The 13,563-nt window shown below is 73.9% G+C and carries 13 protein-coding genes; 4 read left to right on the plus strand and 9 right to left on the minus strand.

Annotation, left to right across the window (positions count from 1 at the left end):
* Positions 1-187 precede the first annotated feature (187 nt).
* On the plus strand, positions 188-460 hold the full coding sequence (locus tag OG500_RS16785) for a hypothetical protein (protein ID WP_327067485.1): 273 nt from the start codon (positions 188-190) through the stop codon (positions 458-460).
* Positions 461-527: 67 nt separating this feature from the next.
* Here OG500_RS16785 and hemB read toward each other — a convergent pair whose 3' ends face one another.
* The 6 genes from hemB to OG500_RS16815 all read right to left on the minus strand — a co-directional run bounded on the left by hemB (position 528) and on the right by OG500_RS16815 (position 7,026).
* Complete coding sequence (gene hemB, locus OG500_RS16790; protein WP_442789340.1) at positions 528-1,508, minus strand: porphobilinogen synthase; 981 nt, start codon at positions 1,506-1,508, stop codon at positions 528-530.
* A gap of 31 nt (positions 1,509-1,539) precedes the next feature.
* On the minus strand, positions 1,540-3,201 hold the full coding sequence (locus tag OG500_RS16795; RefSeq protein ID WP_327067487.1) for a bifunctional uroporphyrinogen-III C-methyltransferase/uroporphyrinogen-III synthase: 1,662 nt from the start codon (positions 3,199-3,201) through the stop codon (positions 1,540-1,542).
* Complete coding sequence (gene hemC / locus OG500_RS16800; protein ID WP_327067488.1) at positions 3,198-4,205, minus strand: hydroxymethylbilane synthase; 1,008 nt, start codon at positions 4,203-4,205, stop codon at positions 3,198-3,200. Before hemC ends, OG500_RS16795 begins: the two co-directional genes overlap by 4 nt.
* Before the next feature lie 50 nt (positions 4,206-4,255).
* On the minus strand, positions 4,256-5,602 hold the full coding sequence (locus OG500_RS16805; RefSeq protein ID WP_327067489.1) for a glutamyl-tRNA reductase: 1,347 nt from the start codon (positions 5,600-5,602) through the stop codon (positions 4,256-4,258).
* 70 nt (positions 5,603-5,672) lie between these two features.
* Entirely contained in the window at positions 5,673-6,497 is an 825-nt protein-coding gene (locus tag OG500_RS16810; protein ID WP_327067490.1) for a redox-sensing transcriptional repressor Rex, read from the minus strand.
* Between the two features lie 250 nt (positions 6,498-6,747).
* Entirely contained in the window at positions 6,748-7,026 is a 279-nt protein-coding gene (locus OG500_RS16815; RefSeq protein WP_327067491.1) for a glutaredoxin family protein, read from the minus strand.
* A 96-nt stretch (positions 7,027-7,122) separates the two neighbouring features.
* On the opposite strand from OG500_RS16815, the gene OG500_RS16820 reads away from it, so the two are divergent.
* From OG500_RS16820 to OG500_RS16830, 3 genes are all read left to right on the plus strand, one after another.
* Positions 7,123-8,076 carry an HAD family hydrolase gene (locus tag OG500_RS16820; protein ID WP_329581057.1) on the plus strand — a complete coding sequence of 318 codons (954 nt, stop codon included), beginning with the start codon at positions 7,123-7,125 and terminating at the stop codon, positions 8,074-8,076.
* A gap of 656 nt (positions 8,077-8,732) precedes the next feature.
* The gene (locus OG500_RS16825) at positions 8,733-9,509 is read left to right on the plus strand and encodes an ECF subfamily RNA polymerase sigma factor, BldN family (RefSeq protein WP_442789341.1); all 777 of its coding nucleotides are present in this window, start codon (positions 8,733-8,735) and stop codon (positions 9,507-9,509) included.
* Positions 9,510-9,760: 251 nt separating this feature from the next.
* Positions 9,761-11,044: a DUF5667 domain-containing protein gene (locus tag OG500_RS16830; protein WP_329581060.1), complete on the plus strand. Its 1,284-nt coding sequence runs from the start codon at positions 9,761-9,763 to the stop codon at positions 11,042-11,044.
* 62 nt (positions 11,045-11,106) lie between these two features.
* On the opposite strand, the gene OG500_RS16835 is transcribed toward OG500_RS16830, so the two are convergent.
* The 3 genes from OG500_RS16835 to OG500_RS16845 all read right to left on the minus strand — a co-directional run bounded on the left by OG500_RS16835 (position 11,107) and on the right by OG500_RS16845 (position 13,503).
* Positions 11,107-12,156, minus strand: a complete 1,050-nt coding sequence (locus OG500_RS16835) for a lysophospholipid acyltransferase family protein (protein WP_327067494.1) — start codon at positions 12,154-12,156, stop codon at positions 11,107-11,109.
* A complete protein-coding gene (locus tag OG500_RS16840; protein WP_329581065.1) occupies positions 12,153-13,244 on the minus strand; it encodes an NAD-dependent epimerase/dehydratase family protein in 1,092 nt (363 codons plus the stop codon). Before OG500_RS16840 ends, OG500_RS16835 begins: the two co-directional genes overlap by 4 nt.
* A 142-nt stretch (positions 13,245-13,386) precedes the next feature.
* Positions 13,387-13,503: a 30S ribosomal protein bS22 gene (locus OG500_RS16845; protein ID WP_425311139.1), complete on the minus strand. Its 117-nt coding sequence runs from the start codon at positions 13,501-13,503 to the stop codon at positions 13,387-13,389.
* Positions 13,504-13,563: the final 60 nt, after the last annotated feature.

A 13,563-nucleotide genomic window follows, 5' to 3' on the forward strand; every position in this document is an offset into this window, starting at 1 on the left:
CCCCGCAAACGGGCGGACCGGCCGGCCCCGACCGGTCCGCCACGCGCCGCCTGAAGCACCTGACCCTCCAGAGCAGTATCCGACCCTCCAGAGCTGGACCCAGCGGAGCCGGGGAGCACGCTTCCCCCGGCTCCGCTGCCATGTAGTTGACGAGCAGTCAATCCACCACGAGGAAGGACCGATTCCCATGCTCAAGACGCTCGGCAAGGCCGCTGCCGTCTCGGCCGGCGCGCTGATGATCGCCGCCATCGCCGCTCCGGCCTACGCCCATGTCTACACCGGCGGTGACGGGGGCGGCATGGTCAGCGCCCACCCCGTCCTCGCGGCCGGCTGGCTCGAGGGTGTCGCGGGCACCAGCCACGTGCACATCGCGGGCTCGGGCGACGGCTGGGCCACCGCCACGGCCACCGGCGGCGAGGGTGCCGGCGCGGTCGAGATCGACGGCATGCACCACCACTGAGCCACCGGGCCGGACATGACGAAGGGGGTGCCGGCAGCTGCCGGCACCCCCTTCGTCATGCGGTCGATCAGCGCCCGAGCAGCCGCGCGGCCTCGACGGCCCAGTAGGTGAGGATCTGCTCGGCCCCGGCCCGGCGGATCGAGGTGAGCGTCTCCAGGATGGTCCGCTCGCGCTCGATCCAGCCGTTCGCCGCGGCGGCCTCCACCATCGAGTACTCGCCGGAGATCTGGTACGCCGCCACCGGCACCGGCGAGCGGTCGGCGACCTGGCGCAGGATGTCCAGGCAGGGCATGGCCGGCTTGACCATCACCAGGTCCGCGCCCTCGGCCAGGTCCAGCTCCAGCTCGCGCAGCGCCTCGCGGGAATTGGCCAGGTCCTGCTGGTAGGTCCTGCGGTCACCCTTGAGCGAGGAGGCGACCGCCTCGCGGAAGGGGCCGTAGAGGGCGGAGGCGTACTTCGCGGTGTAGGCGAGCACGGCGACGTCCTGGTGCCCGGCGGCGTCCAGCGCCCGGCGGACCACCCCGACCTGGCCGTCCATCATCCCGGAGGGCCCGACCATGTGGACCCCGGCCTCGGCCTGCACCACGGCCATCTCGGCGTAGCGCTCCAGCGTCGCGTCGTTGTCCACGCTGCCGTCCGCCGCGAGCACCCCGCAGTGGCCGTGGTCGGTGAACTCGTCCAGGCACAGGTCCGACATCACCACCAGCTGGTCGCCGACCTCGGCGACCACGTCGCGGATCGCCAGCTGCAGGATGCCCTCGGGATCGGTGCCGGCCGAGCCGACGGCGTCCTTCGTCTGCGGCACGCCGAAGAGCATGATGCCGCCGATGCCGGCCTCCGCCGCCTCCACCGCCGCCTTGCGCAGCGTATCGCGGGTGTGCTGCACGACGCCCGGCATCGAGGCGACCGGCACCGGCTCGCTGATGCCCTCCCGCACGAAGACCGGCAGGATGAACTCGGCCGGGTGCAGCCGGGTCTCCGCGACCAGCCGGCGCACCGCCACAGTGGTGCGCAGCCGGCGGGGACGGGCGGCGGGGAAAGACACGATTCCTCCAGAGTTCGTCGGTGAACGCCCTGGCTCAGCGCGCCTTGCGACGGGAGCCGGGGCGCCGCTCACTGGGCCGGTAGACCGGTTCGCCCGCCGAGGTGGCGGCGTCGCGGCGGCCGGCGCCGAACTCCGCGAGCGCCTCGGCCAGCGCGGCGGCGGACGGCGCGGGGGCCATCACGTCGACCCGCAGGCCGTGCTCCTCGGCGGTCTTGGCGGTGGCCGGACCGATGCAGGCGATGATGGTGACGTTGTGCGGCTTGCCGGCGATGCCGACCAGGTTGCGCACGGTCGAGGACGAGGTGAAGAGCACCGCGTCGAAGCCGCCGCCCTTGATCGCCTCGCGGGTCTCGGCCGGCGGCGGCGAGGCGCGCACGGTCCGGTAGGCGGTCACGTCGTCCACCTCCCAGCCGAGTTCGACCAGGCCCGCCACCAGGGTCTCGGTGGCGATGTCGGCGCGCGGCAGCAGCACCCGGTCGATCGGGTCGAAGACCGGGTCGTAGGGCGGCCAGTCCTCCAGCAGGCCGGCCGCGGACTGCTCGCCGCTGGGCACCAGGTCGGGCTTCACGCCGAAGTCGACCAGCGCCTTGGCGGTGGTCTCGCCGACCGCGGCGACCTTGATGCCGGCGAACGCGCGGGCGTCCAGACCGTACTCCTCGAACTTCTCGCGCACCGCGCGGACCGCGTTGACCGAGGTGAAGGCGATCCACTCGTAGCGCCCGGTGACCAGGCCCTTGATCGCCCGCTCCATCTGCTGCGGGGTGCGCGGCGGCTCGACCGCGATGGTCGGCACCTCCTGCGGCACCGCGCCGTAGGAGCGCAGCTGCTCGGACAGGCCGGTGGCCTGCTCCTTGGTGCGCGGCACCAGGACGTTCCAGCCGAACAGCGGCTTGGTCTCGAACCAGGAGTGCGAGTCGCGGTAGGCGACCTGGTCACCCACCACGGCTATCACCGAGGTGGCCGGGTCCACCGGTGCGGAGACCGGCGAGGGCAGCACCCGGGCCGCCTTCAGGTCGGCCCCGATGGCGGCCAGCGTGGAGGTGAAGGTGCGCTGGCGGGTGGTGGTGCCCGAGAGGGTGGCGCACAGCGCGGCGTCCGGCTTGCGGCCGTGGGTGACCAGCGCGCTCGCGGTGGCGGGCAGCTGGCCGAGCGTGGTGCGCACCACCAGGGTGGTCTCCGGCGCGCCGAGGTCGACCAGGGCGCCGGCCAGCAGCGCCGTGCCGTCCACGAAGCGCACGTCGGCGCCGTTGCTGCCGCGCAGCGGCACGCCCGCGTAGGCGGGGACGCCGACGGACTGCGCCACGCCCGGGATCACCTCGAAGGAGGTGCCGGCCTTGGCGCAGAGCAGCATCTCCTCGGCCGCCCGGCCGTCCAGGCCCGGGTCGCCGTCGACGGTGCGGACCACGTGCTTGCCCGCCTGCACCGCGTCGGCGATCAGCCGGGCGAGCGCGCCCGCGTCGTCGCCGCCGATGTCGAGCGGTGCCGCCTCGCCCACCGGCGCGCCGGGTGCGAACACCTGGACGCCCTCGGGGCAGTGGCTGCGCACCGCTCCGGCGGTGAGCGGGTCGGCGATCAGCAGGTCGGCCGAGGCCAGCACCTCGACCGCACGGAGCGTCAGCAGTCCCGGGTCGCCGGGGCCGGCACCCAGGAAGGTGCAGCGTCCGGACCGGTCGGCGGCGGTGGTGGTGGGGCTCATCGCACTCGCTCCCCCATCAGACCGGCCGCTCCGCCGTCGAGCAGCCGGGCGGCCAGCGCGTGGCCCAGGGCCCGCGCCTGCCGTTCGGCCGTCTCGTCGGTCGCGAGCGGGCCAGTGGTGGACATCGTCAGCAGGGTGGCACCGTCGACGGAGCCGACGACACCCTCCAGCCGCAGTTCGTTCTCTTCGCTCAGCTGTGCCAGTGCGGCGACCGGAGCCGAGCAGCCGGCCTCCAGCGCGGCCAGCAGCGCGCGCTCGGCGACGACGGCGGCACGCGTGGGGGCGTGGTCGAGCGCGCCGAGGGCGGCGGCCAGTTCGGGGTCGTCGGCACGGCACTCGATGGCCAGCGCACCCTGGCCGGGGGCCGGGAGCATCAGTTCGGGCGCCAGGTGCTCGCTGATCTCGGCCGAGCGGCCCAGCCGGTTGAGGCCGGCGGTGGCGAGCACCACCGCGTCCAGCTCGCCGCTGTGCACGAAGTTGATCCGGGTGTCGACGTTGCCGCGGATCGGCACCGTCTCGACGGCGACGCCCTGGGCCGCGGCCCAGGCGTTCAACTGGGCCATCCGGCGCGGGGATCCGGTGCCGATCCGGGCAGCGCGCCCGGCGCACTTCTCGATCAGCGCCTCAAGGCTCAGTCCCTCGCGGGCGACCAGGGCGTCCCGGACGTCCTCGCGCTCGGGGACGGCGGCGAGCACCAGGCCCTCGGGGGCGGCGGTCGGCAGGTCCTTGAGCGAGTGGACGGCGAAGTCGATCCGGCCGGCGAGCAGCGCGTCGCGCAGCGCGGAGACGAAGACCCCGGTGCCGCCGATCTGGGCCAGCTGCTCGCGCGAGGTGTCGCCGTAGGTGGTGATCTCCACCAGCTCGACCTCGCGGCCGGTCAGCCGGCTGACCTCGCGGGCGACCATCCCGGACTGCGCCATCGCCAGCGCGCTGCGCCGGGTGCCGAGCCGCAGCGGTATTTCGGCGTCCAACTGGCCCTGCTGCGTGCTCAGTTGACCATTCATAACGTGATCATCCCGGTCGTGCTGGTGGTCGAGAAGATGGTGCGGTCGACTCATCGGGCCGCTCCGCCCGCGAGACTACCGCTGGTGGGCTGCGCCTGCGGCCCCACCGGCGTCCCCGACACGGCGTGCACGGCACCCGGGTCGAGGTCGAACAGCTCGCGCAGCGCGTCCGCGTAGGAGGCGCCGCCGGGCTCGGCGGCCAGCTGCTTGACCCGCACCGTCGGTGCGTGCAGCAGCTTGTCGACCACCCGGCGGACGGTCTGCGCCATCTCGGCGCGCGAGCGGTCGTCCAGGTCGGGCAGCCGGGCCTCGAGGCGGGCCAGCTCGGCGCCGACCACCTCGGAGGCCATCGCGCGCAGCGCCACCACGGTGGGGGCGATCCGCGCGGCGCGCTGGGCGGCGCCGAAGGCGGCCACCTCGTCGGCGACGATGGTGGTGACCGCGTCCACGTCACCGGTGCCGGGCAGCGCCGCGTCGACCTGGGAGAGCGACTCCAGGTCGACCAGCAGCGCGCCGGGCAGCTCGTGCACCGCGTGGTCCACGTCGCGCGGCATCGCCAGGTCCAGGAAGGCCAGCGGCGTCCGCCCGGCCCGGGCGGCCACCGCCGCGGCGACGTCGGCGGCCTGGATCACCGCGCCGGCCGAGCCGGTGCAGGAGATCACCACGTCGACGTCGGCCAGCGCCTGCGGCACCTTGGCGAACTCGACCGTCCGGGCGCCCAGCGTGGCGGCCAGCCGCTCGGCCCGCTCGGGGGTGCGGTTGGCGATCAACAGGTCGCCGACCCCGGCCCGGGCGAGGGTGGCGGCGGCCAGCGAGCTCATCGAGCCCGCGCCGACCACCAGCGCCCGCTTGCCGGCGATCTCGCCGGCCCCCGAGGTGATCTGCTCCAGCCCGAAGGTGACCAGCGACTGGCCGGCCTTGTCGATGCCGGTCTCGCTGTGCGCGCGCTTGCCGACCCGCAGGGCCTGCTGGAACAGCTCGTTGAGCAGGCGTCCGGCGGTGTGCTCCTCCTGCGCGCGGGCCAGCGCGTCGCGCAGCTGACCGAGGATCTGGCCCTCGCCGACCACCATCGAGTCCAGCCCGCAGGCCACCGAGAAGAGGTGGTGCACGGCGCGGTCCTCGTAGTGGACGTAGAGGTGCGCGGTCAGCTCCTCCAGGTCGACCCCGCTGTGCTCGGCGAGCAGCAGCGACAGCTCGGCGACGCCGGCGTGGAACTTGTCCACGTCCGCGTAGAGCTCGATCCGGTTGCAGGTGTTGAGCAGGGCCGCCTCGGAGACGGTGGCCGTGGCGGCCGCGTCGTGCAGCAGCCGGGTGGGGACCTCCCCGGTCAGCGCGGCGCGCTCCAGGACGGTGACGGGTGCGGTGCGGTGGCTCAGGCCGACGACGAGCAAACTCACACGCCCACCTCGCTTCGCTCGGCAGCCGGCGAGCCGGACGCACCTGACATGATTCGCTCGCTGCGCTCGCTCATGCCGGCATCACCGCGGACCGCTCGCTCTCGCCACGCGGCTCCGCCTTGCCGTCCCGGGGGGCGTCCTTGCCGCCGCCGGCCGCGCGGCGCAGCTTGGCCGCCGCGGCGCGCACCGGGCCGGGGGTGCGGCTGGGGGCCGGCTCCTCCTCGGCCTCCGGCTCCTCGCCCGCCTTGCGCTGCTCGTGGAAGGCCAGGATCTGCAGCTCGATGGAGAGGTCGACCTTGCGCACGTCCACGCCGTCCGGCACGGTCAGCACGGTCGGCGCGAAGTTCAGGATGCTGGTCACCCCGGCCTCCACCAGCCGGTCGCAGACCTGCTGGGCGGCGCCCGGCGGAGTGGTGATCACACCGATGGAGACCTGCTGGCTCTCCACGATGGACTCCAGTTCGTCCATGTGCCGCACCGGAAGGCCCGCCGCGCTGCCGCCGACCACGGCCGGGTCGGCGTCCAGCAGGGCCGCCACCCGGAAGCCGCGGGAGGCGAAGCCCCCGTAGTTGGCGAGCGCGTGGCCCAGGTTCCCGATCCCGACGATCACGACCGGCCAGTCCTGGGTGAGGCCCAGCTCGCGCGAGATCTGGTAGACGAGGTACTCGACGTCGTAGCCCACCCCGCGGGTCCCGTAGGAGCCGAGGTAGGAGAAGTCCTTGCGCAGCTTCGCGGAGTTGACCCCGGCCGCAGCCGCCAGCTCCTCCGATGAGACGGTGGGGACCGAGCGCTCGGAGAGCGCGGTCAGTGCGCGCAGGTAGAGCGGCAGCCGGGCCACGGTGGCTTCCGGGATGCCGCGGGCACGCGTCTGACGTCCCACAGGGGTGCGGCGCATGGAGCCTCCGTCGGCGGTGCTGGGGGGCGAGGATTCAGGGGTGGATCGGCCGATTGCCACGGTGCTCCTGTGGGTGAAGCTGGGCTTTGGCAGCCAGGCTATGCGTTTGTGAACGTGTGCACAAAGATGATGTCCGTTTTGTCCCGCCACAGTGACGCGCATCACGCCACACGCCGCCCCGGCGGCACCATCGTCGTCCACCAGCGCCGGTCCGGCCAGGAGTTCGAACCGGAACGGCGCCGCGCCGGTGCTAACGGGTGAGCGCGGCGCGCAGCCGGGCCTCGTCGACCCGCCAGAAATCGTGCTGACGGTCGTCGATCAGCGTCACCGGGATCTGCTCCCAGTACGTGCGGTAGAGCTCCGCGTCCTGGGTGATGTCCCGCTCCTCGAAGCCGGCGCCCAGCTCGGCGGTGACCCGCACGATCACCTCCCTGGCCTGCTCGCACAGGTGGCAGTCGGGCTTGCCGATCAGGGTCACGGTGCGGTCGGCGGGGTCGGAACGCCGCTCACGGCGCAGCAGAGGGGTCACCGCACCATTGTGCGCCGCGCGCGGAGCGGCGCCGGCAGGCCACCGCGGCGTGCCCGTCCATACCGGCGCCCACCAGGGCTGACTATGCTCGGAGCCATGGCCGCGCTGCGAAGGCTCACCCAGGCAAGACGATCCTCCTCCGAGCGGGCCGCCCTGGCAGGCGAGGCCGCCGCACAGGCGGCCGAGCGGGCACTGCGCGAGGGGGCGGCGGCGGAGGGCACCGGCACACCCGCGGAACAGCCGCCCGCCGAGCCGCAGTCGGCCACGCCCCCGGTCGACCACCCGCAGGGCGCCGCCTTCTTCGACTGCGACAACACGATCCTCCAGGGCGCCGCGGTCTTCTACCTCGGCGTCGGGCTCTACCGCCGCCACTTCTTCTCCCGCCGCGACGTGGCCAAGTTCGCCTGGCAGCAGGCCTGGTTCCGGCTGTTCGGCGCCGAGGACCCCGGGCACATCGCCGACGCGCAGCACACCGCGCTGTCGCTGGTGGCCGGCAAGCGCACCGCCGACCTGGAGGCGATCTGCGAGGAGATCTTCGAGGACATCGTCGCGGCCAAGGTCTGGCCGGGCACCCGGGCCCTGGTGCAGATGCACCTGGACGCCGGGCAGCGGGTCTGGCTGGTGACCGCCGCCCCGCAGGAGGTGGCCCGGATCATCGCCCGCCGGCTCGGCATGACCGGCGCGCTGGGCACGGTGGCCGAGGAGGTCGGCGGCCACTACACCGGCCGGCTGGTCGGCGAGATGCTGCACGGCCCGGCCAAGGCCGCCGCGGTGCGCGCGCTGGCCCGGCGCGAGCAGCTCGACCTGGGCCACTGCGCCGCGTACAGCGACTCGGCCAACGACATCCCGATGCTCTCGCTGGTCGGGCACCCCTTCGTGGTCAACCCCGATGCGCGGCTGCGCAAGCACGCGCGGGCGCACGGCTGGCGGGTGCGCGACTTCCGCACCGGTCGCAAGGCGGCCCGGATCGGCGTGCCCGCCGCGGTGGGGCTCGGCGCGGTGGCGGGGGCGACGGTGGCGACCGTCGCGCTGCGCCGCAAGCGCGACTGACCCGGCCGGCACGGCCGACCCGTGCCGGCACGGCCGACGGCCGACACGGTTGACGGGAGCCTGGTTGACGCGACGTCAACCAGGCTCCCGCACGCCCCGGGGGTGCCCGGTCAACCCGGCGCCCCGAGGCGCGGCGGCGCGCCCGCGGCGACCCGAAACACCGTCACCACATCTGTCACCAGCGGAATCTGACAAACTCCCAGCGTCGGCGGCCCGGTGACCGGATCTGATCGTTCGAACGGCCTGGAAAGTCTGGGATTGGCAGGCCCGTTGGCGGGGAAACCGCCCGGCCGACCTCGGAATCGGTCACAGCCCGCCCCTGAACGCTCACCAACAGCACCTGGTTCGGTGCTGCGTTCGGTCGGTTTCAGCTCATATACCACGCGAAGTGGATCCCTATCGACCACTTCCGCCACACGGTGTAGCTGTCATTGCACAAAGCGTTATTCTCTCCTGGATGCACGTCCACCCCAGGTGTCCCCCCGACGGGGTGACGGGGAGTGTGCTCTCCGCGCAGGCGGAGGTGATCCGTCCACAGTTCTGCCTCTGGGAGTCCCGTGTACCCACCCGTCCGGAACGACGCGCCTGCTCCCGCCCGCCCGTCGCCACCCGTCGCCCTCGCTGCCCTGCCCCGCGCGACCACCCGCAACCTCCGCCTGCTGCGCACCCTGCTGCGCAGTCAGCTGCTGCCGTCCCTGCCCGAGCTGGTCCCGGCCGGCGGCACCTGGCAACCGGCCGGCGGGCCAAGCCCGTTCGGGGCCTTCGGCCCGGCCGCGGCGGGAACCGCCTTGCGCTCGGCGGCCACCGGCTCGGCCGGCACCCGCACCCGGGGTGCCGGTGCCCGTAGCCGCACCGGCACCGTGCCGCACCAGGGCACCGAGACCGAGCACAACCCGATCATGGAACTGGTCGAGCGCGCCCAGGCGGGCGAGAGCGAGGCGTTCGGGCGCCTGTACGACCACTACAGCGACACGGTCTACCGCTACATCTACTACCGGGTCGGCAGCCGGGCCACGGCCGAGGACCTGACCAGCGAGACCTTCCTGCGCGCGCTGCGCCGGATCGGCACCTTCACCTGGCAGGGCCGGGACTTCGGCGCCTGGCTGGTGACCATCGCGCGCAACCTGGTCGCCGACCACTTCAAGTCCAGCCGGTTCCGGCTGGAGGTGACCACCGGCGAGATGCTCGACTCCAACGAGTGCGAGCGCAGCCCCGAGGACTCGGTGCTGGAGTCGCTCTCCAACGCCGCCCTGCTGGACGCCGTGCGCCGACTCAACCCCCAGCAGCAGGAGTGCGTCACCCTCCGCTTCCTGCAGGGCCTCTCGGTCGCCGAGACGGCCCGGATCATGGGCAAGAACGAGGGGGCCATCAAGACCCTGCAGTACCGCGCGGTCCGCACGCTGGCCAGGCTGCTGCCGCCGGACGCCCGCTGACCCGGCCCGATGACCATAGCTGACGTCGGGTCACCCCACGGACCGTTCCCACACGTCCGGGTGAGAATGCGGTCACATGATCACTCGTGCGTAACCGACCCCCCGCACCGCTCGTTGCCCAGCGTGCAAACCCCCTCGGGTCACGTGGTCAAGCCGAGCCGCGAACCGTCACCCGAAGGAGTGGATTTGGCCCGCCGTGGCAACCGTCCGGCAGGCCGGGGAGTCGACAACGACGAAGGGAGGTGTGGCCCGTGACGGCAAACGTGCTGGAGCACCGGCGGGCGAAGGCCTTCGCCGAGGCGCTGGAGGCCCACCGGACGGGACAGCCCGCAGCGAGTGCGGCCCTGGGGCAACTCCTCGGAACGACCGAGGCGTTGGCACAGCTGGCCGCCCCCGCCATGGACGCCGGGGTGAAGAGCGAGCAACGGGCGCAGCTGATGGCTGCGTTCGAGCAGCATGCGGCCGGTGGCCTGCCCACCGTGCCGCGCCAGCGCCGCCACCGCTCCGAACGCGGCCTGCAACGGCGGCGCTGGGGACGGCGGTTCGCGATCACCGGGCTGGTGGCCGGGGTCACCGTGGGGAGCTTCGCCGGGGTGGCCGCGGCCAGTTCCGGCGCGCTGCCCGGTGACCCGCTCTACGGGATGAAGCGCGGCCTGGAGGGCCTGCGGCTCGACCTGGCCGGTTCGGACGCCGAGCGCGGCGCGCTGCTGCTCGACCAGGCCTCCACCCGGCTCGCGGAGGCCCGCTCGCTGGTCGGCCGGCAGGCCACCGGCGGCGCGCTCAGCCAGACCACAGTGGCCCAACTCGCCTCGGCCCTCAAGGACATGCACGCCGAGGCGGCCAAGGGGAGGGACCTGCTGCGGTCGGTCTACCGGGCCAACGGCTCGCTCGACCCGATGCGCAAGCTGGCCAGCTTCACCGAGGCCCAGGACAACCACTGGAGCGCCCTGCAGCAGCGGCTGCCCCAGCAGTTGACCCCGGTGGCGGGCCAGGTCGACCAGCTCTTCGACAACCTCAACGAGGACGTCGCGCCGCTGCACCTGGAGCCGGCGCAGAGCGCTCCGGCCTCCGGGCAGACCCCGGCGACCGGTCCCGTCGGCGGCGCGGCGCAGGCCCCCTCGCCCGCGGGCGCCGCGAGCGGCGGCGGGCACCCCTCGACGGGCAGCGCCCCGCAGAGCCCGGCCGGTGGCCAGACCGGCGGCGGGCAGCCCACGACGGGCGGCGGCACGGCGCAGAGCCCCGGCGGCGGCCAGGCCCGCCAGGGCGGCGCGCTCGGCGGCGGCAACCCGGTGGGCGGGCTGGTCAACGGCCTGACCGGCAGTCTGACCGGCAGCGGTGCCGGTGCGGCCCCGGCCACGCCCGCCTCCCCGGGCGCCGCGCCGAGCACCCCGACGCCGGGCACCACGCCCGCGCCGGCCGCTCCGACGGCGGCCGTGCCCGGCCAGGGCGGCAGCACGCCGGCCACCGGGCAGGGGCTCAACCTGCCGCCGCTGGTCCCGGGCCTGCTGCCGGGGCTGGGGCTGGACGGGAGCTGAACCCTGGTGGGGGCGGGCGGCCCGGGTCCCGGGCCGCCCGCCCCCACCTCAGGGGAGCAGGATCAGAAGAAGAGGCTGCTCCGCGCCACCAGCAGCTCGTAGAGCGTGTGCTGGATGGTCTCGCGGACCTCGTCGGTCAGGTTGAAGACCAGCATCGGGTCCTCGGCCGCCTCCGGCGGATAGCCGTCGGTGCGGATCGGCTCGCCGAACTGGATCGTCCACTTGGTCGGCAGCGGGATCGCGCCGAGCGGGCCGAGCCAGGGGAAGGTCGGGGTGATCGGCAGGTAGGGCAGCCCGAGCAGCCGGGCCAGGCTCTTGACGTTGCCGAGCATCGGATAGGTCTCCTCGGCGCCCACGATCGAGCAGGGCACGATCGGCACCCCGGCCCGCAGCGCGGAGGCCACGAAGCCGCCCCGCCCGAACCGCTGCAGCTTGTACCGGTCGGCGAACGGCTTGCCGATCCCCTTGAAGCCCTCCGGCCAGACGCCGACCACCTCGCCGCGCTCCAGCAGCGCCTGGGCGTCCTCGTTGCAGGCCAGGGTGTGGCCGGACTTGCGGGCCAGCTCACCGATCAGCGGCAGCACGAAGACCAGGTCGGCGGCGAGCATCCGCAGGTGCCGTCGGCCCGGGTGGTGGTCGTGGATCGCCACCTGGGTCATCAGGGCGTCCAGCGGAACCACCCCCGAGTGGTTGGCCACCACCAGGGCGCCGCCCTCGGCCGGGATGTTCTCGATGCCGCGGACCTCGATCCGGAAGTACTTCTCGGCCAGCGGGCGCAGCGCGGTCAGGAAGACCTGTTCGGTCAGCTCGCGGTCGAAGCCGAACTCGTCCACCTCGTAGTCGCCGGTGATCCGGCGGCGCAGGAAGGCCAGCCCGTCGGCCGCCCGGTTCTCCCACCCCTTGCCGAGCAGCCCGTCGGCCGCCGCCCCGACCCGCCCGGCCAGCAGGGTGCCGAGACCCTCGGCCAGCCGGCCGGCGAAGTCCGAGCTGCCCTGGCCGGCCGGTCCGGGGGACCAGCTCGGTGCGCTCTCGATCGGGATCACCTTGCCGGTGGGCTCCGTTCCGGGGGCCTGCTGCTCGTGGCCGGCCCCCGTCCCCTGGTCAGGCTTCATCGGCCGGCGCTCCTGTGGTCGGTGGCGGGCAGCAGGGCGGCCAGCCGGTCGGTCAGTGCGGTCAGCCGCTCGGGCGGCAGCAGGCCGGCACGTCGGCCGGCGGCGAAATCGGCGAACGCCTCGGGCGTGCTGAAGCGCGGCCGGTAGCCGAAGACCTCGCGCAGCGCGGTGGTGTCCACCACCCGGCCGTGGGTCAGCAGGCCGATCTGCTCGGTGGAGAAGTCGGAGACCCTGGTCCGCTTGGCCAGCTCCGCGACCAGGCCGAGCGCGGGCAGCAGCACCGGCACGGTGGGGCGGCCCAGCCGGCGGGCGCACTGGGAGAGCAGCAGCACCCCCTCCCCCGCGACGTTGAAGGTGCCGGCGCGCCACGGCGCGCCCGGGCCCGGGTCGAGCGCGGCCAGCCGCAGCACCTCGACGGCGTCGTCCTCGTGGACGAACTGCAGTCGCGGGTCGTGGCCGAGCGCGGTGGGCAGCACGGGCAGCGCGAAGTACTCGGCGAGCGGGGTGTCGGCGCCGGGGCCGACCAGGTTGGCGAACCGCAGCACGCTGATCGCGACGTCGGGCCGGCGCCGGGAGAAGCCGCGCACGTAGCCCTCGACCTCGGCCGCGTCCTTGGCGAAGCCACCGGAGGGCAGGGTCTTGGGCGGGGTCCGCTCGAAGAAGACCGCTGGGTCGCGCGGGGTCGCGCCGTAGACGCCGGTGGTCGACTTCACCACCAGCCGGCGGATCAGCCCCGACTGCTGGCAGGCACCGAGCAGCTGCATGCTGCCGATGACGTTGATCTCCTTGACGGTGGCCCGGGCCGCGGTGCCCGGATTGGTGGCGCTGACGTTGAGGTGCACCACGGTGTCGACGGCGTACTCGGCCAGCACCCCGGCGATCGCGGGGCGGCGCAGGTCGGCCGGGGCGAAGACGTAGTCGGCGAGCGGGGCCCGGGAATCGTCGGGTCGCGGCCCTGTGAGGTCGCCGCGCAGCGGCTCGGTGTCCACGCCGACCACCAGGTCGACCCCGGGCTCGCGGCGGATCCGCTCGGCGAACCGGGCTCCGAGCTGTCTGGCCACGCCGGTGACCAGCACGACCTTGCCCACGTGTCCGCCGCCTCCCTGCCGGCCCGCCCGCGTGGCGGGTGCTTGCACCGTACCGCGTCACGCTGGGAAAACGGGTGCTGCCCGCCCCGGCCTGGTCGGCCGGGACGGGCAGCAGCGCACCGGGAGCGAGGCTCCGCAGGTGTTACTTCTTGTTGCGACGCTGAACGCGGGTCCGCTTCAGAAGCTTGCGGTGCTTCTTCTTGGCCATACGCTTGCGACGCTTCTTGATGACAGAGCCCACGGAACAACCCTCGCTCACTGAGACTCCCGCCCGTGAGAGACGGAGTCCATACGACTGACGGAGGGCCTAGCCTACCGT

The organism is Kitasatospora sp. NBC_01250 (genome assembly GCF_036226465.1).
GTDB lineage: Bacteria > Actinomycetota > Actinomycetes > Streptomycetales > Streptomycetaceae > Kitasatospora.

Excerpts from the sequence above, each read along its gene's own strand:
- OG500_RS16785 (WP_327067485.1), top strand. The coding sequence starts at position 188 with ATGCTCAAGACGCTCGGCAAGGCCGCTGCCGTCTCGGCCGGCGCGCTG.
- hemC (WP_327067488.1), bottom strand. The coding sequence starts at position 4,205 with ATGAATGGTCAACTGAGCACGCAGCAGGGCCAGTTGGACGCCGAAATA.
- OG500_RS16810 (WP_327067490.1), bottom strand. The coding sequence starts at position 6,497 with ATGCGCCGCACCCCTGTGGGACGTCAGACGCGTGCCCGCGGCATCCCG.
- OG500_RS16835 (WP_327067494.1), bottom strand. The coding sequence starts at position 12,156 with ATGAAGCCTGACCAGGGGACGGGGGCCGGCCACGAGCAGCAGGCCCCC.
- OG500_RS16820 (WP_329581057.1), top strand. The coding sequence starts at position 7,123 with ATGGCCGCGCTGCGAAGGCTCACCCAGGCAAGACGATCCTCCTCCGAG.
- OG500_RS16795 (WP_327067487.1), bottom strand. The coding sequence starts at position 3,201 with ATGAGCCCCACCACCACCGCCGCCGACCGGTCCGGACGCTGCACCTTC.